The 25,449-nt window shown below is 67.6% G+C and carries 37 protein-coding genes; 1 reads left to right on the top strand and 36 read right to left on the bottom strand.

Annotated features, from left to right (window positions below; translation table 11 throughout):
• Positions 1-84: 84 nt before the first annotated feature.
• Together KB201_RS06185 and KB201_RS06180 are read right to left on the bottom strand one after the other, a co-directional pair.
• Complete coding sequence (locus KB201_RS06185) at positions 85-912, bottom strand: hypothetical protein (protein ID WP_211538645.1); 828 nt, start codon at positions 910-912, stop codon at positions 85-87.
• Positions 912-7,343, bottom strand: a complete 6,432-nt coding sequence (locus KB201_RS06180; RefSeq protein ID WP_211538644.1) for a transglycosylase SLT domain-containing protein — start codon at positions 7,341-7,343, stop codon at positions 912-914. The genes KB201_RS06185 and KB201_RS06180 overlap by 1 nt, the downstream gene beginning before the upstream one ends.
• Positions 7,344-7,376: 33 nt before the next feature.
• On the opposite strand from KB201_RS06180, the gene KB201_RS06175 reads away from it, so the two are divergent.
• A complete protein-coding gene (locus tag KB201_RS06175) occupies positions 7,377-7,700 on the top strand; it encodes a hypothetical protein (RefSeq protein WP_211538643.1) in 324 nt (107 codons plus the stop codon).
• Here KB201_RS06175 and KB201_RS06170 read toward each other — a convergent pair.
• The 34 genes from KB201_RS06170 to KB201_RS06010 form a co-directional block, all read right to left on the bottom strand.
• Entirely contained in the window at positions 7,672-7,923 is a 252-nt protein-coding gene (locus tag KB201_RS06170) for a hypothetical protein (protein ID WP_211538642.1), read from the bottom strand. The two genes, KB201_RS06175 and KB201_RS06170, sit on opposite strands and share 29 nt — an antisense overlap.
• Before the next feature lie 5 nt (positions 7,924-7,928).
• On the bottom strand, positions 7,929-8,579 hold the full coding sequence (locus KB201_RS06165) for a hypothetical protein (RefSeq protein ID WP_211538641.1): 651 nt from the start codon (positions 8,577-8,579) through the stop codon (positions 7,929-7,931).
• 71 nt (positions 8,580-8,650) lie between these two features.
• Entirely contained in the window at positions 8,651-9,412 is a 762-nt protein-coding gene (locus KB201_RS06160; protein WP_211538640.1) for a phage tail tube protein, read from the bottom strand.
• 2 nt (positions 9,413-9,414) lie between these two features.
• Entirely contained in the window at positions 9,415-9,855 is a 441-nt protein-coding gene (locus tag KB201_RS06155) for a hypothetical protein (RefSeq protein ID WP_211538639.1), read from the bottom strand.
• Positions 9,852-10,181, bottom strand: a complete 330-nt coding sequence (locus KB201_RS06150; protein WP_211538638.1) for a hypothetical protein — start codon at positions 10,179-10,181, stop codon at positions 9,852-9,854. Before KB201_RS06150 ends, KB201_RS06155 begins: the two co-directional genes overlap by 4 nt.
• 12 nt (positions 10,182-10,193) lie before the next feature.
• On the bottom strand, positions 10,194-10,508 hold the full coding sequence (locus KB201_RS06145) for a hypothetical protein (RefSeq protein ID WP_211538637.1): 315 nt from the start codon (positions 10,506-10,508) through the stop codon (positions 10,194-10,196).
• A gap of 66 nt (positions 10,509-10,574) precedes the next feature.
• Entirely contained in the window at positions 10,575-10,958 is a 384-nt protein-coding gene (locus tag KB201_RS06140; RefSeq protein WP_211538636.1) for a hypothetical protein, read from the bottom strand.
• Between the two features lie 6 nt (positions 10,959-10,964).
• The gene (locus KB201_RS06135) at positions 10,965-11,306 is read right to left on the bottom strand and encodes a hypothetical protein (RefSeq protein WP_211538635.1); all 342 of its coding nucleotides are present in this window, start codon (positions 11,304-11,306) and stop codon (positions 10,965-10,967) included.
• Complete coding sequence (locus KB201_RS06130) at positions 11,303-12,226, bottom strand: hypothetical protein (RefSeq protein WP_211538634.1); 924 nt, start codon at positions 12,224-12,226, stop codon at positions 11,303-11,305. Before KB201_RS06130 ends, KB201_RS06135 begins: the two co-directional genes overlap by 4 nt.
• A 27-nt stretch (positions 12,227-12,253) precedes the next feature.
• Complete coding sequence (locus tag KB201_RS06125) at positions 12,254-12,616, bottom strand: DUF2190 family protein (RefSeq protein ID WP_211538633.1); 363 nt, start codon at positions 12,614-12,616, stop codon at positions 12,254-12,256.
• Positions 12,617-12,619: 3 nt separating this feature from the next.
• A complete protein-coding gene (locus tag KB201_RS06120) occupies positions 12,620-13,825 on the bottom strand; it encodes a head maturation protease, ClpP-related (protein ID WP_211538632.1) in 1,206 nt (401 codons plus the stop codon).
• A complete protein-coding gene (locus KB201_RS25160; RefSeq protein WP_211538631.1) occupies positions 13,822-15,159 on the bottom strand; it encodes a DUF935 family protein in 1,338 nt (445 codons plus the stop codon). Before KB201_RS25160 ends, KB201_RS06120 begins: the two co-directional genes overlap by 4 nt.
• 31 nt (positions 15,160-15,190) lie before the next feature.
• Positions 15,191-16,750 (bottom strand): terminase large subunit, encoded by a 1,560-nt coding sequence (locus KB201_RS06110; protein ID WP_211538630.1) that lies wholly within the window; start codon positions 16,748-16,750, stop codon positions 15,191-15,193.
• Positions 16,722-17,198, bottom strand: coding sequence for a hypothetical protein (locus KB201_RS24785; RefSeq protein WP_249145161.1), 477 nt, complete (start codon positions 17,196-17,198; stop codon positions 16,722-16,724). The genes KB201_RS06110 and KB201_RS24785 overlap by 29 nt, the downstream gene beginning before the upstream one ends.
• 7 nt (positions 17,199-17,205) lie before the next feature.
• Complete coding sequence (locus KB201_RS25155; RefSeq protein ID WP_307848046.1) at positions 17,206-17,391, bottom strand: hypothetical protein; 186 nt, start codon at positions 17,389-17,391, stop codon at positions 17,206-17,208.
• A 122-nt stretch (positions 17,392-17,513) separates the two neighbouring features.
• Positions 17,514-17,822 carry a hypothetical protein gene (locus KB201_RS06095; protein WP_211538628.1) on the bottom strand — a complete coding sequence of 103 codons (309 nt, stop codon included), beginning with the start codon at positions 17,820-17,822 and terminating at the stop codon, positions 17,514-17,516.
• Complete coding sequence (locus KB201_RS25045) at positions 17,822-17,947, bottom strand: hypothetical protein (protein ID WP_282958890.1); 126 nt, start codon at positions 17,945-17,947, stop codon at positions 17,822-17,824. Before KB201_RS25045 ends, KB201_RS06095 begins: the two co-directional genes overlap by 1 nt.
• Positions 17,947-18,267 carry a hypothetical protein gene (locus tag KB201_RS06090; protein WP_211538627.1) on the bottom strand — a complete coding sequence of 107 codons (321 nt, stop codon included), beginning with the start codon at positions 18,265-18,267 and terminating at the stop codon, positions 17,947-17,949. The genes KB201_RS25045 and KB201_RS06090 overlap by 1 nt, the downstream gene beginning before the upstream one ends.
• A 61-nt stretch (positions 18,268-18,328) precedes the next feature.
• Positions 18,329-18,661 carry a hypothetical protein gene (locus KB201_RS06085; protein WP_211538626.1) on the bottom strand — a complete coding sequence of 111 codons (333 nt, stop codon included), beginning with the start codon at positions 18,659-18,661 and terminating at the stop codon, positions 18,329-18,331.
• Between the two features lie 89 nt (positions 18,662-18,750).
• A complete protein-coding gene (locus KB201_RS06080; protein ID WP_211538625.1) occupies positions 18,751-19,422 on the bottom strand; it encodes a hypothetical protein in 672 nt (223 codons plus the stop codon).
• Positions 19,419-19,787, bottom strand: coding sequence for a hypothetical protein (locus tag KB201_RS06075; RefSeq protein WP_211538624.1), 369 nt, complete (start codon positions 19,785-19,787; stop codon positions 19,419-19,421). The genes KB201_RS06080 and KB201_RS06075 overlap by 4 nt, the downstream gene beginning before the upstream one ends.
• Positions 19,784-20,011, bottom strand: a complete 228-nt coding sequence (locus KB201_RS06070) for a hypothetical protein (RefSeq protein WP_211538623.1) — start codon at positions 20,009-20,011, stop codon at positions 19,784-19,786. Before KB201_RS06070 ends, KB201_RS06075 begins: the two co-directional genes overlap by 4 nt.
• Positions 20,008-20,502, bottom strand: a complete 495-nt coding sequence (locus KB201_RS06065) for a hypothetical protein (protein WP_211538622.1) — start codon at positions 20,500-20,502, stop codon at positions 20,008-20,010. Before KB201_RS06065 ends, KB201_RS06070 begins: the two co-directional genes overlap by 4 nt.
• Positions 20,499-21,392 (bottom strand): hypothetical protein, encoded by an 894-nt coding sequence (locus KB201_RS06060; RefSeq protein ID WP_211538621.1) that lies wholly within the window; start codon positions 21,390-21,392, stop codon positions 20,499-20,501. The genes KB201_RS06065 and KB201_RS06060 overlap by 4 nt, the downstream gene beginning before the upstream one ends.
• Positions 21,393-21,812 carry an HNH endonuclease signature motif containing protein gene (locus KB201_RS06055; RefSeq protein WP_211538620.1) on the bottom strand — a complete coding sequence of 140 codons (420 nt, stop codon included), beginning with the start codon at positions 21,810-21,812 and terminating at the stop codon, positions 21,393-21,395.
• A 115-nt stretch (positions 21,813-21,927) separates the two neighbouring features.
• Positions 21,928-22,137 (bottom strand): hypothetical protein, encoded by a 210-nt coding sequence (locus KB201_RS06050; RefSeq protein WP_211538619.1) that lies wholly within the window; start codon positions 22,135-22,137, stop codon positions 21,928-21,930.
• A complete protein-coding gene (locus tag KB201_RS06045; protein ID WP_211538618.1) occupies positions 22,130-22,462 on the bottom strand; it encodes a hypothetical protein in 333 nt (110 codons plus the stop codon). Before KB201_RS06045 ends, KB201_RS06050 begins: the two co-directional genes overlap by 8 nt.
• A 41-nt stretch (positions 22,463-22,503) precedes the next feature.
• Entirely contained in the window at positions 22,504-22,716 is a 213-nt protein-coding gene (locus KB201_RS06040) for a hypothetical protein (protein ID WP_211538617.1), read from the bottom strand.
• Positions 22,716-22,883 (bottom strand): hypothetical protein, encoded by a 168-nt coding sequence (locus KB201_RS06035; protein WP_211538616.1) that lies wholly within the window; start codon positions 22,881-22,883, stop codon positions 22,716-22,718. The genes KB201_RS06040 and KB201_RS06035 overlap by 1 nt, the downstream gene beginning before the upstream one ends.
• A 74-nt stretch (positions 22,884-22,957) precedes the next feature.
• Complete coding sequence (locus KB201_RS06030) at positions 22,958-23,323, bottom strand: DUF4326 domain-containing protein (RefSeq protein WP_211538615.1); 366 nt, start codon at positions 23,321-23,323, stop codon at positions 22,958-22,960.
• The gene (locus KB201_RS06025) at positions 23,323-24,285 is read right to left on the bottom strand and encodes a DUF5131 family protein (protein ID WP_211538614.1); all 963 of its coding nucleotides are present in this window, start codon (positions 24,283-24,285) and stop codon (positions 23,323-23,325) included. Before KB201_RS06025 ends, KB201_RS06030 begins: the two co-directional genes overlap by 1 nt.
• Positions 24,285-24,494: a hypothetical protein gene (locus KB201_RS06020; protein WP_211538613.1), complete on the bottom strand. Its 210-nt coding sequence runs from the start codon at positions 24,492-24,494 to the stop codon at positions 24,285-24,287. Before KB201_RS06020 ends, KB201_RS06025 begins: the two co-directional genes overlap by 1 nt.
• Positions 24,494-25,243 (bottom strand): hypothetical protein, encoded by a 750-nt coding sequence (locus KB201_RS06015; RefSeq protein ID WP_211538612.1) that lies wholly within the window; start codon positions 25,241-25,243, stop codon positions 24,494-24,496. The genes KB201_RS06020 and KB201_RS06015 overlap by 1 nt, the downstream gene beginning before the upstream one ends.
• Positions 25,240-25,389, bottom strand: coding sequence for a hypothetical protein (locus KB201_RS06010; protein ID WP_211538611.1), 150 nt, complete (start codon positions 25,387-25,389; stop codon positions 25,240-25,242). The genes KB201_RS06015 and KB201_RS06010 overlap by 4 nt, the downstream gene beginning before the upstream one ends.
• Positions 25,390-25,449: the final 60 nt, after the last annotated feature.

The following is a 25,449-nucleotide window of genomic DNA, read 5'->3' as shown; positions in this document are numbered from 1 at the left end:
TGACGGGGTTGTTGCGGACCCCGACGTCGAGGTAGTCGAAATCGCCCGGCCCAGAGATGTTGGGTCGGGCGTATCCGGGTGCGGTCATAGCGCGCCGTGGAACAGTTGCGGGACAACGACGCGCAGCGTGGTGGCGCTGGTGATTCCGGTCCCGGTGATCGTCACCGGGATCTCTGACTCCTCCGAGGGTGCCTTGACTCGCCAGCGTTCGCCGACCTTCCAGGTGCGGTCCCCGCCGGCGGAGTGCGTGATGTGCCATCGGTCAGGGTCGGTGTCGATTTCGAGCCACTGACCGGCGGTTAGGTTGCATGTGGCGGGCAGCGTGACGGTCTCGCCGGCCATTCCAATCGTGATGTTGCTGATCGGCCCGGTGAGCCGGTACCACGGCCAGGAGTCCTCGTCGCCGAAGTTGGGCACCGTGATGGACCCAAACTCGGCCGACGCGTAGGTGTGGTCGAACGGGTCAGTGCGCCACCATGATTCCTCCGACAGCAGCTTCACGGCGTCCCGTGTCCGACCCACGTGGTACATCTGCGCGTAGTTCGGGGTGTCGGGCTTGTTCTCCATCCGCAGCACGATGAATCGCCCCGAGGCGAGCGCCTCGAGCTTGAGCAGCCGCCCCTTGCGGGGCATGCCTCGACCCAGTCCCTTTCGCCAGCGCCGCAACAGCGCGAGCGCCTCTTCACCAGGGTTGACTGGGCCGAGCCACACCTCCATCTCGACGATCGATTCCTTGTCGTCGCGGCCGTTGATCGTGATGCCCGGCTGGCCGACACCGGTCGAGGAGTCGAACTCCCAGTTCGCGCCGTCGAGCCCCTTGATCGAGATCAGACGGACAGGGCAGGTGGGTGTCGACAGTTCCCAGCCCGTGCCGTACAGGTCGGTGAGGCGGACCCGCGGTTCGAACAGCATCAGACCCCCATCGCCATACCGACGAGACCAGCCGCGCTCGGCGACTGATCGTTCTCCACCTTCACGTGAACGTCCTGCCCCTCCTTGACCGCACGGATCAGCTCGTTGAGCTGCTGCGAGATCTGACTCGCGAAGTCGCTGATCACGCTCGTCGCGAACCCGCCAGTGGGGTCGTTCGCGCCGGTATTGAGCTGCGGCAGTGCGTTGCCGAGATCGACCTGACCGGTCAGGGCCATCTGCGCGTACGGGGCGACCATGCCGGCGACCGACGAGGCACCGCCGACGCCCAGCGCGAGCCAGTCCGAGAGGCTGGTGGGTGCCATGTAGTCGCGGCTGTCGGCGGTGTAACCGCCGAATCCTGCTGTGCCACCGGACGCGTACCGGGCGACCTGGTCGGCGTTGATCGCCTTCAGTAGCCGCCGGTGCTTGATCGCCATGGCCCGACGGGTGACCTCCTCACCCGGGGTCAGCAGGGCGGGCACCGTGTCACTCATGCCGGTCCCCGGCACAGTGCCGCCCACCCACATCTTCGTGATGGCGGGCTGCTTGATGGGCTTGGCCTGGTTCTCGGCGAGCTTCTGCTCCGCGACGGCGAGGTCTTCCTTCGCCTTCGTAACGTCGTTCTCGGCGCGCGTGATGGCCTGCCTGGCGCTCTCGATCTGCGAGGGCTTCGGGTTCTTGCTGCCCTGGATCTCGTCGAGCTTCATCTGGGCGATCCGCAGCTTGCCCTCAGCCTCATCGAGCACCCGCTTACGCTCGGCCACAGCGTTCTCCGTGCCGAGCATCGACGACAGTGTGGTGGTGTCCCCGATTCCGGCCCCGCCGCCGGACCGCTGCTGCTCGGCCTGCTCGAGTTCGCGCGCCCGTTGCAGCAGCCGCTCCTGGTACTCCTTCTCGCCCCGCCACCAGAACGGCTGGAACGGGTTGCGCAACTTCAGCTCGAACGCAGTCGGCGGACCCGTCGGGGTAGTCGAGCTCGCTGACCCGCCAGGTGTGGTGGGTGTGGCCATGGACGTCGTGCGGGTCTCGTCGAGCTTCTGCTCAGCCTGACGCAGTTGCTCGGTCGCGGCGGTGACGTCGTTCTTTGCCTTCACGACAGCGTGTTCGGCGGCCTCGCGCTGCGATGCTTTCGCCTTCGGGTTCGCGCGAACCTCCTCGAGCTTCTGCTCGGCGAGCGCAACCCGATCGGTCGCCTCCTGGTGCTTGCGCTTGGCCTCGGCCACCTTGTTCTCGTCGGCGGTGATCTCCGACGTCGGCACGCCGGTATCGACGGGCGGCACAGTCGCAGTCAGGCTCGGATCGGTGCCCGCGGGCAGGGCAGGCGTCGCTGCGACGCTCGTCGTGCTCGCCGACGCCGCGCCGGCAGGCCAGTTGGTGACGAACACCCGTACGTCGCCGCCCTCGTTGATCTTCTTGAGCATCGGGCGGTTCTTCTCCGCCGGGCCCTTGCGGATGACCTCCTCGCCCGGGGTCGCGAGGATCGGCACCGTGTCCCGGTTTCCGGTGCCGGGGATGGTGCCGCCCTGGGCGTAGCCGTGGCCCTTGCCCCACATCGCGCCGAGATCGTCGCCGTACTGGCGGCGGTAGTAGCGCAGCGCGGCGTTCATGTTCGCCCACGGGTCGGTGCGGTCGTTGGGCAGCGACGGGTCGCGGTTGGCCTCGAACGTGCCCGGGATGACCTGGAGCAGGCCGACGGCCTCGTTGCCGCCGGAGTTGACGTCCTGGACGCCCTGCACGATGCCCGGGTTGCCGCCGGACTCCGACTGGATCTGAGCCAGCATCAGGTCCTGGTTGCGTCGGTTCGGTTCGAAGCCGTTGCGGCGCAGCGCGGCGATGACCATCGGACGCCACCGCTCCACATCCCCGCCACCGCCACCGATCGCGGGACCCATGTACTTCGTCGCGAGGTCCCGCAGTCGCGCGGTCATCGCCTCGTTCATCTTCGCGAACACACCCTGGGGGACCTGTCCCATTCGGCCGCCGAACGCCGCTGTCCCCATGTTCTTTTCGACCTGCGCGCGCAGCGGTGTCAGGGTCTCGTCGATGATCTGGCTCATCGACTTCTGCACCGCGGGCGCGCCGCCGGAGCCGCCGGCCATCGACACCAGCCGACCGGCGAACGATCGCATCGCGGCCATCGCCCAGTGGACGTGGTCGTAGTGGTCGGCGTCGGTGCCGGCGCCGTAGTTGAGGGGCTGCCCGGACTTGAGGTTCTGCCAGCCCTGCAGCGGTGCGTGGATCAGCTCCTCGACGGGCTGGGTCCGGTTGAGTTGGTAGATCCACCGCGCGATCTCCGGCATCGGTCCGGCGAGGTCCAGGGCGCGCTGACCCATGTGGTTGTCGAATCCGGAGCCGACGTCGGCGTAGCGGGTGCCCGAGGTGAGGACGACGTTGGGGAACGCGGTGCGCACCGCGTCCCACATGGTGCGCTGAATCTCGGAGGTGATCTCGGCGCCGCCCTGCACGGTGCCGCCCGACGCGAACGCCATGTCCCCGCCGAGGTACTGGTCGGTGCGCTTCACCCGGTGGAGCCCACCGGAGCGGGCCAGCGCGTTCATCCGGTCGACCGCGCGCGGGCCGCCGACGGCGCGGGTCCACTCCGGCCGCATGATCGCCTCGCCGCCCGACAGCGCGAGGTTGCCGCCCGTCGGCGACGCGAAGTGATGCACGTCGCGGCCTGGGGTGTAGCCGGGCATGACACCACCGGACGCGAACGCCAGCGGGTACGGCGACATTTTGCTCGTGCCGATCAGGTCGGCGACGGAGTTCCACATCCCGACCAGGCCGTTGTTGAAGACGGTCCCGATCGTGAATCGCACTGGGGCGGCGGTGGCCTCGCGCACCGAGTTCCACTGGGACGCGATCGCCGCGGCGCCGGTCCCGAACGACGCCGCGGTGTTGCCGACCGCACCGCGCATCGCGGCCAGCACCGGATCGACGGTTCCCGCATGCACCCCCTGCACCGTCGAGCCCACCGACGCGATCGCCGGATTGATCTGGGCACCGGCTGCGGTCTGGATGCCCATCGCGGTCACTGCGACGTTGCTGCGCATGCCCGCCAGCGCAGGGACAACCATCCCCGCGATCGTCGACTGCGCGACCTGGCCGACGCCGCGCACTGCGGGGCTGATGACCGACCCTGCGGCCGTGGTGACCGCGGAACCCGTCGCGGTCCAGGCGGCTTGCACTGCTGCGGTCTGCTCACGCGTGGCAAGGCCGTACTCGGTCACGCCGGCAGTGGCCTCGGTCATCGCCGGGTCGAGTTGCGAGTCCTTGACCTGGGTGACTGTGTCGGCGACCTGGCCGAGCGCATCCGGCAGGCCCATTCCGGGCACGGCGACGGTGGCGGCGCCGGGATCGGTGACCGTCGCCTGTCCCCCGCCATCCGACGCTGCGCCGCCGGGTACCGCGCCGACCGGCCCGCCGGTAGCGAGGCGCTGGGCGTTGATCGCGTGCATGAACGGCAGGCCGTAGCGGCGCACGGCGGCCGCCTTCATCATGAACTCGCCGTTGGACCCCCACAGCGGCACATCGTCGGAGGTTCCAGTGCCCGGCCCGACGATCGGCCCGCCAGCAGCCTTGCCCTTCGGCGTCAGCTCCTTGAAGTACTCGGGCTTGAGCGGCACTCCCCCGGTGCTGGGGTCGATGCCGGTGACTTCGTTCCCCGCCTTGTCGACGTAGGTGACGTTGATCCGGACCTGACGGCCGTGGATGCGGTCGATGTTGGACTGCACAACCGCGGCAGTGCCGTTGTCGGTGACGATGATCGTCTTGCCGTTGTTCGTGACTACCGACAGGCCCAGCCGGTTCAGCACGTCAAGCACTGCCGGCGCCATCGGCGAGGTGACTTCGATGTTCTTCCTGTTGTCGGCGCGAACCCTGATGCCCAGGCTGTTCAGCAGGTCGAGCGCGGCCTGCCCACCCGGTGCGGTCACCGAGACCGGCTTCTCGCGCGGCAGCGAGTTCAGCTGGACGAGCAGGGTGCCGATCCCGGCGTTGGCCTCGTCGAAGCCCTGCACGTTGAGCCGGGTGACGACCTCGGACGGGATCAGTCCGTACGCGTCGGCCAGGCGGTTAGCGGCGTCGGCCCCCATGCCGTGCGCGGTGAGCATGTCGATGAGCGCCTTGCGCTGCTCGATCAGCTTCCGTCGGGCAATCTCGGCCGCTTCTGGCACCGACTTTCCCTGCGCCTGTGCGGCTGTGAAGGCCGCGGAGGCGACCTGGTTGAAGGCCTCGGCCTGCTTCTGGACGGCGTCCTGCAGCTCCGACCCAGCCTTCGTGGTGAAGTCGATCTTGCCGTTGGCCAGGACCGCCGCGGTCCCCGCCTCGGTCAGTGCTTCGCCGAGCTCGCGGATGTTGTCAGCCCATGCCTGCTGTGCCTCTTCCTCTGTCTGTCCATCGGCGGTGAGCTGATTGAGCGCCTTCGCGAGCTTGTCGACCTTCGACGCCGCACCGTCTGTCGACTCCTGGAACTCGGTCATCGCCTCGGTCATGGCGCCCGTCGATTGGGCTGTCCCGTCGAAGGACACCCGAACGTCGCCGGTCGCCTTGGCGATCTGCTCGGCCTTCATCCGGCCGTTGTCGTACTCGGAGGCGAGGCGCTGGATGTCGCCGATCGTTCCGCCGAACGCACCCTCCTTGATGCGGCCCGACTTGACCAGCGCGGCGTACCACTCGTCGACGGCCCCGCGGCCCCGGAGGATGACGTCGATCAGCTCGCGCTGCGAGATTCCCAGCTTCTCCGCGGTCTCCAGCGCATCGGTCTCGGCGATCTTCTTCGCCGCCATCGAACGGATGCTGGAGTTGATCGCCCCCTTGGACTCGATGAGTGCTTCCGACCACTCTTCGGTCGCCGCCTTGGCTTCCTGCGACTTGGCCTTGTCCTCCTGCTTTTTCGCGATCCAGAACCCGAGGACGGCTGTCGCGCCCGCGATCGCCAGCCCCCACGGTCCACCCAAGGTCGCCATGAGACCGCGGCCGGCTGACCGCATCATGCCCATCGCGCCAGTCGCGCCGGTCACACCCGAGGCGAGGGTTCGCATGTGGGCGCCCGCGGTGGAGATTCCCGGGTTCGCCTGCCGCACATAACCGAGTGCCGTCGAGTAGGCTGCGCCGAAACGCGAGAACACGCCGGGGCCCTGGGACATGCGGTTCTGCAGCAGGGTCTGCGCGACGCGCACCGCGACGATCGCCGCGAGCGCCGCCTTGAGCGGCCCGGGCAGCGAGTTGAACGCAGACGCCAGCACACCGACCGTCGACGCGAGGATGCCGATTCCTTCTCCCGCGCCGGAGATTCCGGGACCGGACAGCAGGTCGATGAAGGTCTGCGCGATCGGCATGACCTTCTGGCCGATGGTCGCGGAGAACTCTTCGAACCTGGCCTTGAGCGTCTTGACGCTGGCACCGAACTTGCCGTTCGATCGCTCGACATCGCCCTGGGCGTAGTCGAGTTGTTCCATCATCGAGTAGTAGACGGCGGCAACTTTCTGCTGCTGCGTCAGCTGAGACCCGGTAGCTGCGAGGCCGTGAGCGTAGGCAGCCTCCTTCAGGGTGTTTTCGTCAAGCAGGACACCGTATTTGCGCATCGTCTCGGTCTCACCGGCGAACGCGCTCCCCATCGCGAGGATGGCTTCCTCGACCGTCACTCCCTGGAACGAGGCGAGGTCGGCCGCGAGTTTCGTGACCTTCATCGAGAAGGCCGCCAGGTTGCCGCCTGACAGGCCGGCCGCCTTGCCGAACGTCGCGAACTGGACCGCTGCCCCCTGGGCCTCGCGCTGGGACATGCGCATCGTGTCCGACGCAGACCGTCCCCACGCCTCGATCTGAACCCGACTGTCCCCGAAGATCACGTTCAGCTGGTTGGTCTGCGCCGCGAGGCGACGTGCGTTCTGCACCGCATCGGTGAAGAACTTCAGGGTGGTCGTCGCGCCGGCCGCGGCCGTGACGGTCTGCAGCGCGAGCCGCGCCTTACCCGCGACGATCTGCAGATTCGACAGGTTGCGGGTGTGTGAGGCGGAGGCGTCCGCGGCAGCTGTGTGCGCGGTTGCCGCCAGCCGATTCGACTGGTTGAGGGTGTTCGTCACGCGTGCGGCGCTGTGCTGGACCTGCTGATACCGCGACGTCGCCGAGATCGCCGAAGCGCGCGCAGACTGCACGCGCGCCTCGAGGGCCATCATCTGCTGCGTGTTAGCCGCACCAGTCCGCTTTGCCTCTGCGAGTTGATCTTCGGCGATCCGGAGACGTGTCGCCGCAGCCTGGGAGCGGCTGTATGCGGCAGCGGTGGCGCTCGCCATCTGAGAGTTGGTACGCCCGGTGGACTGGGCCTGACGCTCCACGCTTTGGAGGTTGGACCGTGTGCGATCGAGGGCCTGTTCGACGCCCGCGTCATCGGCCCGCAACTGAGCCACGAGATCGGCGACGATGATAGCCATTGCTCAGCCCTCCTCGTGGTGTTGAATTGCGGGATGAAGATGCGAATGATCGGAGCGGCGTCCGGGCTGGCTGCCGCCCTACTGATCGGGGGTTGCTCGGGCGCGGACGACGAGTCCTGGCGAACGACGGCCGCCGAGGGTGCCTGCGAAGATTCCGTCAAGGCACAGCTGAAGGACCCCGACTCGGCCGAGTTCGATGACGTCGACGTGGTCGACAACGGGGATGGAACCTACGCGGTGACGGGCCGCGTGAACGCCGAGAACAGCTTCGGCGGGATGACAGGTTTCCAGGACTTCGAGTGCGCCGCCCGCGATGACGGTGACAACGTCACGGGGCGGGCGACGCTCCTCGGATAGCGCGCCACGCGCTCAGCCGCGGACCGCGGAACAGCATGTCAACGACCTTGTCTTCGAACCACTTCCAGGTCCGATCGCGGAGAATTCCGCTCTCGACATCGATCCCGTAGACCTCGAGTAGGTCGTGGGCGAGGAACACCCACTGCTCGAGGATCTCGGGCCAGGTGATCTTGACGGCGATGTCGGGTTCGGATGCGCGCGGCACGCTGTACCAGTCGCGCATCCCGGTTACTGGGTCGTAGTCCCCGCCGCCGGGGTCGTCTTCGCCGTACGCTTTCGGACGCGGGTCGAAGAGCCCGTACCGCCCTTGACGGAGGTGGCCTTCTTGGCCGCCGCCTTCTTCGGTGCGGCCTTCTTCGCCGCCCGCTTCGTGGCTCTGTTCGGGAACTCGGGCTCGGGTGTCTCCCCCGGCTTCGGGGGCACCGAGTTTCCCGGGTTATCGTCCTCCGCCAGCCCGGTCTCCCAGAACACCTCGGCGAGAGTGCGTCCCAGCCCGGCATTGAACAGCGCGGTCTTGCCGGCGTGGATGATCTCTTCCCAGGACAGGCCGTCATCGGCCATCTCCTCGTAGATACCACCCTGGTAGGAACCGCGGTCGGCCTCGGTGGTCAGCACATTCCCGTCGTCGTCGACCGCAAAGCCGCCGGTGGTGGGGTCGGTGACGTTGACGGTCTCAATCTTGGGCACCCACTCGGCGCCCAGGAGCGTCATGATCTCCTTCAGTTCGCCCTCATCGGTGAGGCTCACCGACGGGTCGCTGAACAGCAGCCGCAGGCGTAGTCCATCCTCGGCGTTCACCGACGGGATGGTGTAGGTCTTCCCGCGAATCGGTAGCTGCAGTCCGGGTTTGAAGAACTCGTTCAGATCTTTGAATCCCACAGGTGGCCCTCCTCGTGGTGTGGGTGGGTGAGCTGCCGGCCCCCTGGCAGCTCACCCGGTGGACGGTTCGGTCAGCCGTTCGCGACGGTCACGTTGCCGCCTGTGCCGGTGGCGGTGACGGTCGTGACGGGCACCTGGAACTCGGCGGTCAGTGGGCCACCGGTCGATCCGGAAGTGTTGACGTTCCCGACGCCGACGGTCGACAGCGCCTCGAGCGCCGTCTTGAGCGCCGCGGCCGTCTTGGCTGTGATGCTCGCCGTGGTCTGCCCGTCGACGGTCACGGTGTATCCGGTGACGCCGGAGTCGATGGTGAACACCTTCGTGACGGTGTCGCCCCACTTGTCGATCGCCAGCGGCTGTCCCTTGCCGGTGAGGTCGCCCGACCACTTCTGGAGTGCCGGCGGCTTGTCGTCGCCCTTGGACACCTTGACCGTGGAGTAGAACTCGTAGGCCTCGGGGATGCCGTCGGTGCGCTGGTAGCGCAGGTGCGCGACGCCGGCCTTGCCGTAGGTCTCGGAGTGGTTGAGCAGCGCCTGCACGCCGGGGTCGACGACGAAGGTCGGGTCCTCTTCGCCCTTGACGAGGCCGGACACGCTGACGGTGAAGGCGTTGCCGATCGGGAATTCCGAGGCCCAGCCGCCGGTCGACACGTCGGTGTCGTCCTCGGTGTTCTGCTCGAACTTCGGGCCCCATTGCTGGATGCCCTTGATCTCGGTCCATTCGGGGGAGCTCGCTCCGGGTGCCGCGGTGTCGATCTCGACGCGGACCTGGCCCGACGTCGCCACCGACAGATCGGCGGTGTTGGTCGCCTTCAGAGGCGTGGGTGAGGTCATGATCAGTCTCCTGGGTTGAGGCGGATGTGATAGTTGGCCGCCTTGGTCCAGTTCCCGTCATCGTCGGGATCGGCTGGTGCGGCGTGTGAGAACGTCACCGATAGCGGTGACACTCCTCCCGGCCAGGAGCCGGAAGTCAGGGTGTGCAGCAGGCGGAATGCTCGGCGCTCGCTGCGGAGGACCGGACGCGGGTCGGGCCCGGGTTCACGGAACCTCAGCTGCACGAGGTGCAGCGGATTGTGTTCGACGGTGAACACGTCCGGGTCGGTCAGGTAGTGGTTGATCGCGACGGCTGAGGTGATGTTCTGCGGGAGCTTGCCTAGGGTCACCGCGGGCCGGTCGAGATCGACTGGGTACGGCCCTGACGGCCGGTAGAAGCCGAACCCAACGTCATCGAGACGTTGCGCGAGCGACGACACCAGGTCGGCGGGATCGACACTCACAGTTGGTCTCGCATGACACCGGCGATGGCCTGCTCAATCGCGGAGGCGTTGGCCAGGGCCGCCGTCTCGAGAAACTTCGCCTGCCCACCGCCGGAGTGCTCGAAATCGAGGCGCTCATGCTGCTTCATCGCGTGCGGGGCGGTGTAGGCGACGGCCGCCTTCTTCCCTTCGGCCGTGGCAACGCCGGAGTCTCGCAGATCGGCGTCATCGACGGGGACCAGCCGGTTCGACCTGTCGAGCAACTCGTCGGCACCAGCCTGCATCGAGGCCGTCCATGCGTCGGCGATCTGACCGATGACTTGATCGGTGTTGTCCTCCAACGCCATCTGGCCACCTCCTCAGTTCAGATCGATCGAGTAGTAGTCGGGCGAGTTGGCAAAGCCGCCGATGTGGCGGGACTCGCCGATGACGGTGCGCCACGGCCCGTTGTCGATGGACACTGCAGAACCGGCTGGGATCGTCGGCGTGGCGATCGGCATGCTGATTTCAGTCGCGGAGGCGACCTCGTTGCCCTTGTCGTCGACGACAATCCGGTTCTCGTGCTTGATGCGTCCACGAAGAGTGACGGGCTCGGCGAGTGTTGGCCCAGTCGCGCCGTCGCCGAGATGGCGTCTGACCGAGAACTCGCGAGTGAAGAATCGTTCGATGCTCACGGCCTGTCGTCCTTCACTGGGAAGCCGTGCCCCCGTGAGGGGGGCCCGCACACGGGGGCACGACGATCATGGGTGGTCGCCGAAGAATCCGACGGGACTCTGCTCGGTCGACGAGAGCCCGAACAGGGCGCGCTGCGCACCGGTGAACACGACGGAGGTGCTGTAGTCGCCTTCGCGGTAGGTGCGCGAGTCGATCGCGTTGTCGAGCTGCACGGAGTACGAGGCGACTCCGCCGCGGTGGCCGGCAGATTCGAGCGCCTCGATGACCATGTCGATCGACACCTGCTTGGCCACACGGATCTTCGGATGACTGTCGGGCAGTCCCGTCAGGTCAACGTGGAAGTCGATGAGGATGGCCGCCATCTCGAGCAGAGCAGTGGCGCGCGTCGTCTCTTCCGAAGACAACGCGCGCCACTGCGCGGCCACGTCCGTGTGCTGGGCGTAGGCCACGAGACCCTATCCGAGTTCCTGCAGGTCGGCCTTGCTGGCGGCCTCGGCGTCCTCACGGGTGAAGCCGTGCTTGGCGATTGCGTATTCCACCCACGCCTCCTTTGAGGCGGTCTTCGGCGGACGCACACCGTCGCCGACCGGGGGCGGATCCCCGCCGTCGGCCGGATCGTCGAGAGGAACGAGCGACTCGGTGTGGATGTCGTCGTTCTCGACCACCATGCCGGCATCGAGGAACCGTTCGGCATCCTCTTCGGACAGGTACTCGACGATCGCGCCCTGGTAGTGGTACTTGAGCTTGCCCTCCGGGTCGCCAGCGACGACCAGCGGGGCGATCACTTCGTAGCTCATGCGTCCACCCCCGTGATCCACCATGCAGCCTTCGGCTCGAGGACGATGGGCACGGTGACGCGGCGTGCGCGCACCCGCCACTTGTCCTCGTCGTCCTTGCGGATGGTCTTGGCCTGGATACCGACACCTTCCGCCGACACGTAGCCGGGGCCGCCGAGGTTCTCGTCGGCCATGCCGCCGAGCTGAACGGTGTCGGCGATGAGCGCCCGCCCGGTGATGGGCAGGTTCGGCGAGGGCAGGATGCGCATGCCGTCGATGATCGGGAAGTTGCCGGTGAACACCGGGGTGTCCCGCGACTCGCGCGGCAGGAGCAGAGCGAACGCCGGGTCGCTGATGATGTTGGCGAACGTCACGTCGTCGACCACCACCGTGTCGGGTTCGAATCCCTCGTTGAGCGCCCGGATCTTCGCTTTCGCGCGAGCGATGTCGCGGAAGATGTTCGGGGTGCCCGACGCCCAGGAGGACAGCGCGGCAGTCGACTGGGTGACGGTCGAAGCGATCGCGGCGAGCGCCACCGAGTCGATCGTCTTCACCGTGTTGTTGACCAGCTTGGTCAGGGCACGGTTGACCGGATCGATCCGCTGCCGCGAGATCGCCTCGTCGGTGATCTCGGCGTCACGGCCCCACTTGACCGTCTTGGCCAGCTGCGCATCGCCGGTGCCGACGGTGGTGAGCGGGTACTCCGAACCCGGGGCGACCGCTTCGGGTGCCCGGTCGGAGTAGATCGACTCACCGGTCTCGTAGAGGATCGAACCGGAGTCGGTGGTCAGGCGGGCCGAGAGCAGCACGTCAGCGATGAACCGCTGCTCGGCGAGGGTGCGGAGCCGCCGCGCCACCAGCGTCGGGTCCTTCAGGAACCGATCGATGGTGAGCGCGTCGCCCGACAGTGTCGGCGCGGCGGGCGGATAGTGAATCGGCATGTCTGCCTTCCTTTCTGATTCCGCCCGTTATCGGACGAGGACCTTGACCTTGCCGTTGGCTGCCGCAGCGAGCGCAGTGCCGACGACGCGGGCGTAGTTGGTTTCCGACCCGAGGGTCGCGACTGCGCCACCGGTGGCGGGGATGACGGCGTCGCCGAAGGCGACTGCGCCGGACGCGGCGAGCTCGTGGACGCCGCCGGTGGTGACGGTGACCTTCTCACCGGACTTCACCGACTGCGCGGCGACGCCGACCCAAGCGGCGGTCGCGGCCGACGACGGTGCGACGGTGTCGTTTCCGGACACCACCACCAGCTGGCCGCCGGTGATGTCGGCCGACGCGGTGCGGGTGATCTCCTGACCCGGCTTGTAGATGGGTGCGTACTCGGGCATGGCTCAGGCCTCCTTGCCGAACAGCGCCTCGTACACGCCGTCGGAGTTGTCGTTGGTGGGGGTGCCGGCGTGGCCGAGTTCGCGGTCGACCGGATAAACCGGTGCCAGGGCGTCGAGCACCTGCGCCTCGGTCGGGTCGGCCTGCAGACGGTTGAGCCACGTCTCCCGCTGGGCGGGGGCGATGCGGCCGGTGCGAACGGCGTTGTCGACGGCGGCGGTGCGGGCGGCGCGTTCCTGCTCGGCGCGGGCCTCGTCGCCGCGGCGGGCTGCGGCCTGCAGTTCCTCGAGGGTGGCGGCGTCGATCGCGACGACTCCCTCGGGCAGGTGCGCGGCGGGCTGCTGCTCCTGCGGTTCCGGCTCGCCGGTTGCGCGCTCGGCGAGCGCTTCGTCGACCGCGGACAGGATGGTCTCGTCGTCGGCGTCGGCAGGGATGCCGAGGCGCTCCGCGAGGCCCTCATTCAGGGTGGCCATGGTGTTGGCCTCCTTTCCTCCATTGACCTCTGGCGCCCCGGTGGCAGCGAGAGGAGTCGGTGTGGGGGCCTTCTCGCGGCCCGCGTAGTTGAAGATCGACAGGTCGAAGCGGTTCTTCGCCTTCTCGGCGGTCTCATCGCCGGCGGACTCGACTCGGTCGGCCAAGCCCGCGTCGACGGCCTCGTCGGCGGAGTACCAGGTCTCGGCGAGCATCGCGGTGCGCCATTCGGCGGCGTCGGTCCCGGTGCGGTCGGCGTAGATGGAGGCGATGTTGTTGCTGACCCGCTCGAGCATGTCGTGCATCTCGCCCATGTCCTTGGCGTTGCCGATGCAGACACCGGAGGCGTCGTGAATCATCATCTCCGCGTTGCGATTCATCACGATCTCGTCGCCGGCCATCGCGATGAAACTCGCTGCCGACGCGGCGAGACCGTCGACGATCGTGGTGACGTGGGCCTTGTGGCCGCGCAGCGCGTTGAGGATCGCGATCCCGTCGAACACGTTGCCGCCCGGGCTGTTGATGCGGACCGTGATCTCCTCGGCGTCGATGCCGGTGAGCTCGCGCGCGAACATCTCCGCCGAAACGCCGAACCAGTCGTCGATGACGTCGTAGATGAACAGTTCGACGGGGCCGTCGTCGTCGGTGTCGGCGTTGCGGAACTCGTACCAGGGGCGGCCTGCCTGGTCGGTGGGGCGAGACGCCAACAGGCGTTCCATCGCGGGAGTTCGTGCGTTCACCACAGTGTCAGCGCTCCTTCGGTGTCGATGTGCGCGCGTGGTCGGCCAGCGCGACCGGTGGGCGGCGGCGGGTTGCCCGGGGCGGGCTGTTGGGCGGGCACTTCTCGCGCCGTGTCCGGGTCGGGTGCTGGCAGTCCGTAGTCCTGGCGCACCGCTTCCTCGAGGGGCTGGTCGGGGCTGAGGATGCCGGCGTCGACGAGGAGTTTCAGTGCCGATGCGACAGCGTCCTTCTGCGATCCGATCTCGTCGAACACGAGTCGGGGCGCCGGTTCGTTCGGTCCCCAGTTGGCGTCGACGAGGTCCTCGATGATGTGCTGGTTGGCGGTGTCGGCGATCTGCTCGCCGAGTGTCTGCAGCGACAGGGTGAAGAAGTTCGCGAACGTCGAACCGAGGGCCCACGAACCGGTTTGGGTGCCGAGGTTGAGGAAGTGCGCCAGCACGGCGCGACCGATCTGCTCGTCGTGGTAGCGGATGGCCGGGTTGGCGTCAGGCAGGTTTCCCTCGACGCCGAGCAGACGCAGCTTCGCCTGATGTGGGACGGCCGCGCCCGATGCGCTCCCGGCCTTGTACGACTGGGCGATCTTCGCGCCCTTGTCCATCTGGGTCTGGTCGTCGCCGGGCCCAGCCTCGTACACGGGGACACCCATGCCGTTACGTTCGATGGTCTGCGTCTGCACTCGCAGGAGTCGGTCCTTGAGCAGCCAATGCTTGTAGGCCGGGCGCAGGAGCGAGTTGCCGGTCCAGTCGCCGCCCTCGCGCTCGTTGACGTAGGCGACGAGACGCTGCACTGGGATCCGCACCAGCCCTGCCGACTGATCGAAGCCGTACTGTTCGATCGCGACCAGGCCGCCGTCGCGGGCGACCTTGATGTCAGAGATGGTGCGCGGCAGGCGCGGTCCCAACTTGCTCAGGTGGTACAGGCCGTCGTCGCCGACCGTGTACACCTGCTCGAAGAACATGTGCCCGTACTGGATGTGCAGCAGCGCCATCTGCAGGTGCTGTTCCCACGAGAACCGGCCTTTCGACCGGACTCGGGAGACCTGAGCATCCCCGCCCTTCACGGGAAGTCCGAGATCCTGCGCGAGGTGTTCGACCACTTCGGGCCGTGCCCCGGCGGGGTCGATTCGCCATTGAGTGCGTCGCACCGGCAGCATCACAGCCCGAAGGACTGAGGTGACCTGGGCGTCCTGACGGCGCATCCGGTCATACACGTGCACCGACAGCGGCCACCGCAGTTCCGCGGTCTCCTCGGCCGGCTGCCAGAACTGGCCGTTGACCGTCTCCGAGGCGTACCCGATCTCCCTCGTCGGGGTCTGGGTGGGTGGTGTGGCCACCGGTCACCTCCTCTGAACGGGGTCGTGTGGGTCAGAATCCAACGGCCATGAGGCCGGTTTCGGCAGGTTCTCGGGCGGTTTCAACCTGTGTGGCGTTCTGGTCGGGCACTTGCGAGGTGCCGAACGCCTGCAGCCCCCAGTGCGCGAGGGTGGCGGCCTGCAGAGGTGACAGGACGACGTCGGACTTGTAGTCCCAGCCCCACGCACCGCCCGCGAACTCCTTCTTGTCCGCCCCCATCAGCGCGTCCGTCAGTCGCGGATCGTCCGCGTGTGATAGCTGGTGGTTGACCGCCGCGGTGTAGAAGCTGGCGCACGCCTCCGTGATCTGCGACGAGCTCGTCAGCTCCGGTTCGATCCCGGCGTTCGCGAGTTCCGGCACCAGCGATTTCGCCGGACTCGTCCCGTTGATCACCAGCACGCACGGGTCCCACCGGTAGATCAACCGCAGCAGTGTCGAGATCACCTCATGCGACGGGGCCTCGTGATACCCGATCTCGAGCCGAACACGGTCGTCATCGGTCCACGTCGCCGCCGCGATCGTCACCCATTTCTGATCGGCCGTCATGTCGACGCCGAGCGCGATCGAACCGCGGACCGGCGGATTGGCTTGTCCCATGTCACCCCACAGGTCGGGGTCGATGACCGGTTCTTTCGACGTCACCTCGGTGGGCCAGTCGCCACGACCGAGGTACTCGACGTCGAAGCTCTTGCGTCCTGCCCCGGTGGTCATCGCCTTGAACTCGGCGGCGAGCTTCTTGACGGTCTGGATCACCCCGAACGACGGGTTCGCCCACCGCCACGTCGACGGCTCCGCCCGGTCGAGCTCCTCCGGCGCCATCCACTCGGCGCCGAACAGCCCCTCTTCGCCGGCCAGCAGGCGTTCCCGGACCGCGGCGAGGACCTGCCCGTTGGGATGCTGCTCCTGGTTGACTGCCGACGACGTGTAGATCGTCTGCGGGTCGTCGGCGGCCATCTTCGTCGGCGACAGCGCCGCCATGTCGGCCTCGGTCAGGTCGTACGCCTCGTCGTAGATGACCAGGTCGACCTTGTCCAGGCCGCGGCCGGCGTTCGCCGACCGGGTCGTGAACACCACCTTCGCCCCGGACGCCAGCTCGATCGTGCCGCGGCCCTGGCTGCAGGTGTGCGATTCGACCAGCTTGTTCAGCCACGGCGTCGTTTTCACGATCGCCCAGGCCCGCTTCCACAGCGACTTCGCCGTCTCCCACTGGTGCGCGGAGAACACGATGTTCTCGCCGAGCTTGAACAGCCCGTACAGCACGCGGATCACCAGGATCAGCGACTTGCCGTTCTGCCGCGGAACGATCAGGCAGCACTCGGGGTGCGTCCACGTCCCGTCGGGCGACTTCGCCATGATGTGATCCAGCGACCACGACTGCCACGGCATCGCCCGGATCCGCCCGGCGCGGAACGCCAGCAGACCCGCCTTGCCGCCGAGCTCGGTGTCGCCGGGAGTGAAGCACAACGACCGCGGAGTCTGCCGACCCTCGAGAGTCGGCCACTCCTTCGCGACGATCTCCGCGAACGCCGCATCGACGTCGAACTCAGAGATCGTCGAGAGGGTTACCGTCACCGGGGTCGTCCTGCTCGCTCTTCTGCCGGCGGATCTCGGCGAGGATCTGCCGCAGCGCGCCCGCCGTCTGCCGGGCCTCCGCCGCCGCCGAGTCGATCTTCAGCTCGTAGTCGTCGGTCATCAGACGGTGTGTCAGCCGCACCCACGTGTCGATGTCCCCACGCAACAGCAGATCGAACTTCGCCAGCCGGTCAGCCAGCCGACACGCCTCGACAACCATCACCAGCAGCGAGTACGGGTCCGCCTCGTCGGCCAGATCGGCCCACAGCGCCGACCCCGCCGCCTCGAAATCCGAGCCGTGCCAAAAAAATGCTGACTCCCCCTGGCAGTCAGGCCCCCCGGGGGGTTCGCCTTTTCCGGGGGGTGCCGTGGTGGGGGTGTCGACGCCGCTGGCGCCGGTGGGCGCCTGGGGTGGCGGGGAGGGGGTGTGGCTGCGGGCGGGAGGCATGGGTGGGTCACCCCCAGTTGAGGCTGTTGGCGGGGTGTCCGCCGCGGAGCTTGAGGATTGCGGGTCGTTCGTGGTCGCGGCTGCCGTCTCCGCGTTCTTTGTTGCAGAGGTCGTGGAGGAGTCGGTCGGCGGTGGTGCCGCCGTGTGCTCGGGCGTGGGTGTGGTCGGCGGCGAGTGCTTGACCTTTGCGCATGGGTTTGCCGCACCACCAGCAGGGTGTGCCGTCGACGTGTTGGGAGAGGAGTCGGGCTCGTTGCTTCTGGTGTTTCCACCCGAGCCCGCGTTGAGTTGTGTTGCGCTGCTTGGCTGTTGGCATCAGAGTTGGTGACCGCGTTGCGCGACTTCGCGTGCGGCTGGTGTGTCGGGGCGGGGTCGCCAGTGTTGGCCCATGATGCGGTAGAAGCAGGCTTCGGCTTCGTCGATCTCGAGGGCGAGTTGTCCGCGTGCGTTGGACTTCTCGAGGTCTCGGATGACGGTGATGCGTGGGAGGAGTTCGCGTTCGAAGCGTTGCCGTTGGTCGGGGCTGAGGTGGTGTCCGGCTTGGATCTCTTGGCTGACTGCGGTGATGCGGGCGACGAGCATCCGCCACTTGTGGGCGTAGTGGCTGTCCGGGATGGCCTGCATCAGACCACCTTCCAGAACCGTCCGCAGCTGTCGCACTTCTCGATGGTCAGCGCGTTGTCGTTCGCGTCGTAGTACACGTGCGCGTCGTGACGATGGAGCCCCAACCAGCAGAGGAGAGCCTGCATCAGGTGGCGCGCTTGGGCCAGCGGACGCGGATGCTGGTCGTCACCCGGGAGATGCTGTCGCTGCTGCCCGCGAGTGGCTCGTCGTCGGCGTTGGTCCGGAGGTACGTGACGGCCACGCTGTTGGGGTGGAACACCGCCTCGACGAGCCGGGCGGATGGGATGCCGAGCGATTCGAGTGCGCGCTGAACGTCTTCGGATTGGATCTCGTCGGGCAGTTCGGGCAGATGCATCAGCGGGTCTCCGAGGTTGTTGAACTTGGCGAGGAGGTTCCGTGCCGCTTCCGTTCGGCTGGTGTCGGGCAGCGTGTAGGTGCACAGCACCTTCGGGTCCGGCCGGAACAGGCTGGCTCTGCTGGGGTCTACGCGCCCACCCGAGGCGAACTCAGGCCGGCGCACGTCGTTCCCGCCAGTTCTCGAGGTCGCCGTATCGGGGTCGCATGTAGAAGCGGTTGCGTTCGTCGGTGAGTGATTCGACGATCAGGTCAAATGCTTCTGTAGCGGTGTGGCCTTGGTCGGCGTGGTGGGCGATCAGCTGGCGGATGGTCTCGTCCGGCGGGATGAGGTCGGGCCCGGGGTCGGTGTTGGCGACGTTGGGCTGGTCGAATCCGAGGCTGTCGCTGTCGTTGGTCCACAGGGTGCCGGGTAGTCCGGAGGGGGTGGCGATGGACACCCACCGTCCGCGGCCGGTGCGGTCGAGGTTGTAGGTCTCGGTCACGAGGCACCTCCGAACATGACGAACGCGACCGGGCATCGGGGCCAACGGTCGCGCAAGCGCAGCTTACCATTGGACCCGCTGAATTGGTGTCAAGCATGTGAGCTCCGTTGTGCGTGTGCCTCTCGCGCGCGTTTGTGGGCGGATAGGGCATCACCGAGGTGGTAGAACCACGTGCCGGTTTCGGGGTCTCTGGTGCCAGCGAGGCGGCCGGATCTGCGGAGGTAGTCGACCCGGTTCTTGTTGAGCCCCTTCGCCTGGTCGCCGAGCTTGTAGCCGAGCTTCTCGATCTGGATTGCGGTGACGACTTGGCGGTTCGCTTCGGCGACCATGTCGGCACTGATCCGAGGTTCGTCCTCGATGAGCCCTGTGGAGCGCGCGCACCGGTCGATGACCTTGATCAGGCCGTCGTGGAGTTCGACGGCGTTGGGCATCATTGCGATGGCGATGCGGTTGCGCTTGAGCCAGGTCGCGGCGGCTGCGAGTCCCATCGAGACCAGTTCGGCGTTGCGATGCTCGCAGATGAGGCGAACGCAGGTGCCGATCTCGTTGCACAGCTCGTCGAGGAGTCCCTGGGCGCCGATGTTGTACGGCGGCCGGGATGAGGGCTGCGACTGGACGTGGGGGCCGGCGACACCCAGCCGAGGCATGGGATCGGTGGCGAGGATGGCGAGACGTTCCGAGATCTCGCCGACGGTGTCGAGTTTCGTTGCGAGGTCGAACAGTTCGCCTTCGCTGAGCAGCAGTCCGTTCCGGATGCTCACTGTTGGGCCTCCTCGAGGGTGAGTTCGATGCGGGGTCGGGTGGGGTCGAGGCGGATTCGGTAGCGCTCTTCGGTGACGACGGTCCAGTCGTCGGCGGGCAGGACGCCGGCGTCGACGAGTCCGTCGATCGCGGCCTTCGCAGTGAGGGTGAGCGATCCGACGTCGCGCTTGCGGCGGTCGGGGACGAACCAGGTGCACGTCGCCGTGACGGCCGATCCGCCCAGGGGCGCGAGGTTGGCACTCTTCGCGAGCCAGCACGCCGTCGTCCGGATTTCGCGCGTCAGGCGGGCTTTGGTGTGCCGGTCGGGGCGCTGGTTCGGGGTGAGCGGCGGACGCGGGTACGGCAGGACGATCGTGGCGGTCACAGTCGGACCAGCTCTCGGACGCAGCCGGCAAGCCACGCGGTAGTGATGCGCACCTCGCGGACTTGATCGGCGAACCAGGACGACGTCGAGGATCGTTCCACCGCACTCGATAGCGCGCATCCGGCGCGCTCCCCCTGCGCGAGTTGCCAGTCGACGAGCTCGTCGATCTCGGCGTCGCGGATGACCGCGTCGATGCGGTCGAGGACGTCGTCGTGGTTGGTCATGCTCGGCTCGCTTTCATGCCGTCGGTGATCCGAGTGGCGCAGGGGATCTTGCGGGTCATCTGGGTGGCGAGGTTGACGCACGCCTCGTCGGGCTGGGCTTGGCATGTTCGGCACGGCACGGTGATCGCGTCGTGCTGCTCGTAGGCCGACCAGATGGGTGTGCCGTCGGCGTCCCCGATCGGGAGGCCGCCGAGCTGCTGGTCCGGCGCCGCGATGGCGCCCTGCTCACCTTTCTCGCGTTCGGCGCGCTCGCGGCGGATCTTGCGGGCCGCGGTGATGACGTCGCCGACACGGATGGTGGAGGCGTTCGGCGCGCTGTAGTGGGCGGTCACTGCGGCGATCGCGTCGGCCTGGTCCAGGCCGTGCGGTTCCATCGCCTCGGCCCACGCCTGAATGCGGGCGGTGTCGGCGGTGACGCGGTCGTCGAAGATCTCGGCCCGGGCGAGCGCGGTGCCGGCGGCGCGAATCGCCATCTCGGACGGGGCGGTCACGCTGACTCCCGGAACTCGGCGATGAGTCTCTCGGTGGCGGCGAGGGTGTCGACGGCCCGCAGCGTGGCCTTGGTGGGCTTCGCTTCGTCGGCGACGGGCTTGGCGGCCTTGGCGACGAAGTGCGGGATCTGGGAGGCGTACACGCGGTCTGAGCGGTGCCACGCCTTGACGCCCTCGGCGATCTGGTGCGCATCGATGCCGTCGGCGATGAGGATGTCGACCTCTTGGGCGATCTCGATGAGCGATTGCTGCGGGATGCCGCCGCCGGCCCAGTTGGCGAATTGGACGGCGAACTGGTTCGCGGTTCCGCTGCGCGAGGTCGCGTTCAGGTCGGCGATTCGCTTCGACGCCCGCGTCTCTCGGCGCGGCGAAACTGCGGCGCCGCCCTGGTGAGATAACTCAGGAAGTGCGGGAGGGTTCCCGGTTCCTATGTTCCTAGGTTCCCCTGTTCCTACTTCCGGCGCGGGCGGTGCGTCGATATGTGGGCGCACTGTCGGCGCACTGTCGGCGCACTGCGCCGACTCGCCCTGTCTGTGCTGGTAGAGCCAACTTTCTGCCTGTTCTGGACCGGGATGGCGGCCTTCTCTTCGCTTGTCGAACTTCTGGTGCTCGCGCCACGCCGGGATCGAGAAGTACGGTCTGCCGCCAACCGTGTAGAAGAGCGCGCCATAGTGCGCTGCGATGTCGGCGCACATACGGCGCATTGCGCCGACATCGATCTCGTCGTCGTTCGGGAACGCGAAGCCGGCCAACTCCTTCAGGTTCGCGGTCCCCACGCCTGCGTCGTCAGCCCAATTCCACATGGCGATGTAGAGCAGCCGGGTCCACGGATCGGACGGGTGGTTCGGCGACGACCAGAACTCGGGTTTGATCGCTCGGATGCGGGCCATCTACTGCCCCTTCCTGCACGCTCTGCACCGGCGTCGGCCGTCAGGCGTGACGTAGGTGTTGGCGGCGTCGTATGGGTGGTTCCGCGGGCACGTCGTCTTCTCGGCGTTGGCGTTGCGGTAGGTGCCGTGCTGCACGGCGTCGAGGACGTTCCGCGACCGGGTGCCGTAGGCGAGGTTGGCGACGCGGTTGTCTGCCGGATTTCCGTTCAGGTGGCGGACTTCGAGACCGTCCGGGCATGGACCGATGAACTCGGCCGCGACAATTCGGTGCACGTACTCGCGCCGCCCGGGAAGGTCGACACGGAGGTGGCCGCCGGCGTCGCCGATCCATGGCGTCAGAGGGCCTCGAGGTCCTTCGATGTAGCCCTCGGAGGACACCTGATACTGGCCGTCCGTTCCTTCGATCACGCGCCACGTCATGTCGTGCGCACCTCCTTCGTGTCTTCGCTGAGTCGGCACCTGGCGCAGATCCGAACGGTCCACTGCTGGACTCGGGATCCGCAGCGCTCGCAGTGCGGGAACACGCCTTTCGGCATCACGAGTCACCGCCGTCCGGCTGTGCCCATAGGTCGACTGCGGGTGTGGTGTCGGTGGCGTCGGGTGGGTAGACGGTGCGGATGTCGAATCGGCCGGCTTTCGCGCGGCGCCCGGCCATGTGGGCTTCGAGGTGGTCGTCGAACGGGCCGATGAGCGGTGGGCCGCCGTCGCGGCGGTGGGCGAAGTCGACGACGTAGCACTCAGGCATTGGCGTCACCGCGTTTCCACGCGTAGGGCGGGGCGCTGTCGAGGAGCCAGAGGTGGCGCATCGCAGCGACATCTACGGTGTGGGCGGTCGGTGGGTACACCTCGACGGCCCACAGGTCACCGAAGCCACACTCGGCCTTGACTGACATCAGCTCGTCCCAGGTGATGCCGTCGCGCCACCTGTTCGTGCGGGTGTCGAACTGGGTGCGGTTGACCGTCAGACGTCGGTGGTCGCCGTCGCGGAACAGCACAGCGAGGAAGTCTCGAGACTGCCAGACGGCCACCGCCCCGCGGACTACCTGATCGGGCAGCTCCCGCGGCTGCATCCGACGGCTGTGGACTGGGTCTTGGGGCCCGAGGTATCTGCTCACCGACCACCGCCGAAGCTGTTGCGCCCCTGGCGTTCGGCCTTCACGTTGCCGGGGGCGACCGCGGGCATCGTCGGTGCGAGGCACGGGTTCGGCCAGGCCAGGATCTTCGCGAGCCATTCGGGGCCCGTGAACGTCGCGCGGCGGATGATCGTCGCGACGGTCTCGCCACCATGCTCGAGCCGGTGCCGTCCGATGTACTGGTAGCTCATCACCGCACCTGCTCGGATGTGATGACGAATCCGTACCGGTCCTGGTGGACGTCGAGGAGGCGCCAGAAGGTGACGGTGCCGTCGTTCTCGAGGCGGCTGACGACGTCGCCGACGCGGCGGACCTGTCGGGGGCGGGGTCTACGGTCGTTCGCAGTCCTCGTCCCCACGACCGCGGTGGGTCGGGGGTCAGGCCCTGGCCGGCGTTGGGAAGCGTCGACCAGGGCCGCACTCGTAGCGAGGGTCATGACGCACCGCCGTTCGCGAGCTCCAGGAGCACGTCGGCGTGGCAGGCGATCTCCGGCTCACACCAGCAGACGAGGTCACGCCCCGCGAGCTCTGACCGGATGCGTTCGACCGACGGGTAGGTGAACTCGACCGGCCCGCGCTCGCCGCCGAGGAACCGCCAGCTCGGGAACGCAAGGCGCCCGCGCCGCGCGAGAACCTCGAAGTCGCGGACGATCATGCGCGCGATCTGCGGGATGGTCAGGCTCGGGTACTGGCCGCCGACGTCGCTAAACGTGATCGGACAGGCCCACTCAGAGTCCGGGCCGACGTAGACGCCCTCGATCGGCGACCCGTCCGTGGTGCACTGGATGCGTTGCGGCATCAGCGATCACCGCCTGGGTACTCATCCCAGGTGCGGCCGTATAACTCGCGACCGGCGGCCTTCTTCCCCACGCGAACCATCCGTTGCACGTCGGCCCGGTAGCGGTTCGCGAAGTACGTTCCACGTCCATCGCGACCGAGGAACACGTCGGCGCGCTCGCCGGTGGCGAGATCGTCTGGCCCCCGCGGCGCCCACTCGCCCCACTGCTTGAACAGGAACGGCACCCCCGCCGCGACGCACTGGTCGCGCAGGGACCGCGCCCAGGCGGGATGCATCGGCCGTGCGCCGTGGCCGGACTCGCCGCCGGCGATCACCCAGTCGAGACCGGACTCGTCCTCGCGCGGGTCGCCACCGTAGTAGCGGCCGAGTGCTGAACTGGAGAGCTCGATCTGTCCGAGAAGCGGTTCGGCGCTGATGAATCGGACGGCCGCCGGGGTGTCGAGGAGCGCGGGGATCCGGATGTCGGCCCACTGCTGATTCTCGGTCGAGACACCCAGCCAGACGTTGGGCAGCGGCCACTGCTTCACCATTGCCCACTGGGCCTGATGGGACCGGAATGCCGCCTTGTACTGCGGGAGGTCGTCGGGCACCTGGGTTGCCCACTTCGTCAGCAGGGCCCGCATCCGCGCGTGGCGTTTCGTGAGGATCTGGAACGTGTGCTGTGGCGCTTTCGCCATGATGTCGAACACCGCCCCGATGTACGCCTCAGGGATGTCGTCGTGGAACAGGTCGGACATGCTGTTGACGAACACTTTCCGGGGCTTGCGCCACCGCAGGGGCTCGGTCAGCTTGTTCTCGCGGAGCTGGACGTCGAACCCGTTCTCGAAGTAGTGACCCGGCGTGCCGCGGAACCGCTCAGCGAGGGTTTCGGCGTAGCAGTGATCGCAGCCGGGGCTTACCTTCGTGCAGCCGGTCACGGGATTCCAGGTCTTCTCTGTCCACTCTATTGTGGTGTCGCCCATCACTTCTCCTTGTCAAGCAGGTCGCGGTTGGCTTCCCGGAAGGCAGAGCCGCGCTTGTCGATCCAGCGTTGGGTGACTCGCCGATCGTGTCGGTCGAGTTCGGGGTTGATCGCGTAGGCGCCGTCACGCAGTAGGAGTGCGGGCACCATGTTGCGGATGCCGGGGATGTCGATCGCGCAGGCGGCGAGACGGGTGTCGAAAACGGACATCAGGACACCGCCTGGAAGAGATCGAGCTGTTGGCCAGCGAATCCGACGGTGTGGCAGTCGCAACCGCAGGTGTAGTGCTCGACGGGTGCGACGATGCGGGCGCTGGTGTTGCGGGTATGTGGGGACCAGCCGGGGCGGAAGGTGGCGACGATGCCGCGGGGGCTGATGCGGCGGTTCTTCAGGTCTCGCCAACACACACAGTTCGGCGGTCGTTCATGTCCGGCCCAGCACGCCGCGTGATCGTCGGCGCTGCAGTGTGGCGAGGTCGGTGTGGCGGCGCTACTCGGCGGCTCGGTGAACCACTCGGCGCGGGCCTGCTCGAGATCGCGGCGTCCTTGGAGGTCCAGCGCTTCGAGGGTGACGCGATGCAGGGCGTCGAGGTCGCGAGTCTTGGGGTGATAGAGCACGATCGCCCGCTCGCGGAAGGTTCCCGGCAATTGATCGGCCCACTTCTGTAAGCGCGACAGGGTGATCGACACCTCGCGGTGGGGTGGGTTGAAGTGGAGTCGCGCGGGACGCCCGACGAGATCGGGCCGTGCATCCGGGCCGAACGTCTCGACCACTTCGTACCGGCACCAGGTGCCGATCAGCCTGCCGCCGTTGATCTCGTAGTTTCGGCCGAATCCACCACCGCTCGCGCACGACTCGCGGATGCGGCGCGAACCATCAGGGCTGACGATGCACGCCTCGGCGAACCGCGGCCACTCGCGGAGGAGGTCGACCTCGTCGGCCGTCAGGGTCAGGGTCATAGGTCGGCTCCTGTGCCGGTAACGGTGTTGTGCTCGATTTCCCGAGCGTTGCGGTAGTAGGTCCACGCCCAGCCGGCGCCGAAGGCGAGCGCGGCGCTGAGCGCGAGCCGCGAGGATCGGCGGATCATGCGCCGCGCCCGCGTCATTCGTCCGGCTCCTGCTCGAACGGGTACGCGAACGGCATGACACGCGGACCGACGAGCTGG

The sequence above is a fragment of the Gordonia sp. SCSIO 19800 genome (assembly GCF_018132775.1).
GTDB lineage: Bacteria > Actinomycetota > Actinomycetes > Mycobacteriales > Mycobacteriaceae > Gordonia > Gordonia hongkongensis.
Note: the sequence above shows the minus strand (reverse complement) of the source record. Positions and strands in the feature narration are given on the sequence as shown.

Bases quoted from the DNA above. Each gene is read 5' to 3' on its own strand.
- KB201_RS06185 (WP_211538645.1), bottom strand. From the start codon at position 912: ATGCTGTTCGAACCGCGGGTCCGCCTCACCGACCTGTACGGCACGGGC.
- KB201_RS06180 (WP_211538644.1), bottom strand. From the start codon at position 7,343: ATGGCTATCATCGTCGCCGATCTCGTGGCTCAGTTGCGGGCCGATGAC.
- KB201_RS06175 (WP_211538643.1), top strand. From the start codon at position 7,377: ATGAAGATGCGAATGATCGGAGCGGCGTCCGGGCTGGCTGCCGCCCTA.
- KB201_RS06170 (WP_211538642.1), bottom strand. From the start codon at position 7,923: ATGCGCGACTGGTACAGCGTGCCGCGCGCATCCGAACCCGACATCGCC.
- KB201_RS06160 (WP_211538640.1), bottom strand. From the start codon at position 9,412: ATGACCTCACCCACGCCTCTGAAGGCGACCAACACCGCCGATCTGTCG.
- KB201_RS06150 (WP_211538638.1), bottom strand. From the start codon at position 10,181: ATGGCGTTGGAGGACAACACCGATCAAGTCATCGGTCAGATCGCCGAC.
- KB201_RS06135 (WP_211538635.1), bottom strand. From the start codon at position 11,306: ATGAGCTACGAAGTGATCGCCCCGCTGGTCGTCGCTGGCGACCCGGAG.
- KB201_RS06130 (WP_211538634.1), bottom strand. From the start codon at position 12,226: ATGCCGATTCACTATCCGCCCGCCGCGCCGACACTGTCGGGCGACGCG.
- KB201_RS06125 (WP_211538633.1), bottom strand. From the start codon at position 12,616: ATGCCCGAGTACGCACCCATCTACAAGCCGGGTCAGGAGATCACCCGC.
- KB201_RS24785 (WP_249145161.1), bottom strand. From the start codon at position 17,198: ATGCCTCCCGCCCGCAGCCACACCCCCTCCCCGCCACCCCAGGCGCCC.
- KB201_RS25155 (WP_307848046.1), bottom strand. From the start codon at position 17,391: ATGCGCAAAGGTCAAGCACTCGCCGCCGACCACACCCACGCCCGAGCA.
- KB201_RS06095 (WP_211538628.1), bottom strand. From the start codon at position 17,822: ATGCAGGCCATCCCGGACAGCCACTACGCCCACAAGTGGCGGATGCTC.
- KB201_RS25045 (WP_282958890.1), bottom strand. From the start codon at position 17,947: ATGCAGGCTCTCCTCTGCTGGTTGGGGCTCCATCGTCACGACGCGCAC.
- KB201_RS06070 (WP_211538623.1), bottom strand. From the start codon at position 20,011: ATGACCAACCACGACGACGTCCTCGACCGCATCGACGCGGTCATCCGC.
- KB201_RS06060 (WP_211538621.1), bottom strand. From the start codon at position 21,392: ATGGCCCGCATCCGAGCGATCAAACCCGAGTTCTGGTCGTCGCCGAAC.
- KB201_RS06055 (WP_211538620.1), bottom strand. From the start codon at position 21,812: ATGACGTGGCGCGTGATCGAAGGAACGGACGGCCAGTATCAGGTGTCC.
- KB201_RS06050 (WP_211538619.1), bottom strand. From the start codon at position 22,137: ATGCCTGAGTGCTACGTCGTCGACTTCGCCCACCGCCGCGACGGCGGC.
- KB201_RS06045 (WP_211538618.1), bottom strand. From the start codon at position 22,462: ATGCAGCCGCGGGAGCTGCCCGATCAGGTAGTCCGCGGGGCGGTGGCC.
- KB201_RS06040 (WP_211538617.1), bottom strand. From the start codon at position 22,716: ATGAGCTACCAGTACATCGGACGGCACCGGCTCGAGCATGGTGGCGAG.
- KB201_RS06030 (WP_211538615.1), bottom strand. From the start codon at position 23,323: ATGCCGCAACGCATCCAGTGCACCACGGACGGGTCGCCGATCGAGGGC.
- KB201_RS06025 (WP_211538614.1), bottom strand. From the start codon at position 24,285: ATGGGCGACACCACAATAGAGTGGACAGAGAAGACCTGGAATCCCGTG.
- KB201_RS06020 (WP_211538613.1), bottom strand. From the start codon at position 24,494: ATGTCCGTTTTCGACACCCGTCTCGCCGCCTGCGCGATCGACATCCCC.
- KB201_RS06015 (WP_211538612.1), bottom strand. From the start codon at position 25,243: ATGACCCTGACCCTGACGGCCGACGAGGTCGACCTCCTCCGCGAGTGG.
- KB201_RS06010 (WP_211538611.1), bottom strand. From the start codon at position 25,389: ATGACGCGGGCGCGGCGCATGATCCGCCGATCCTCGCGGCTCGCGCTC.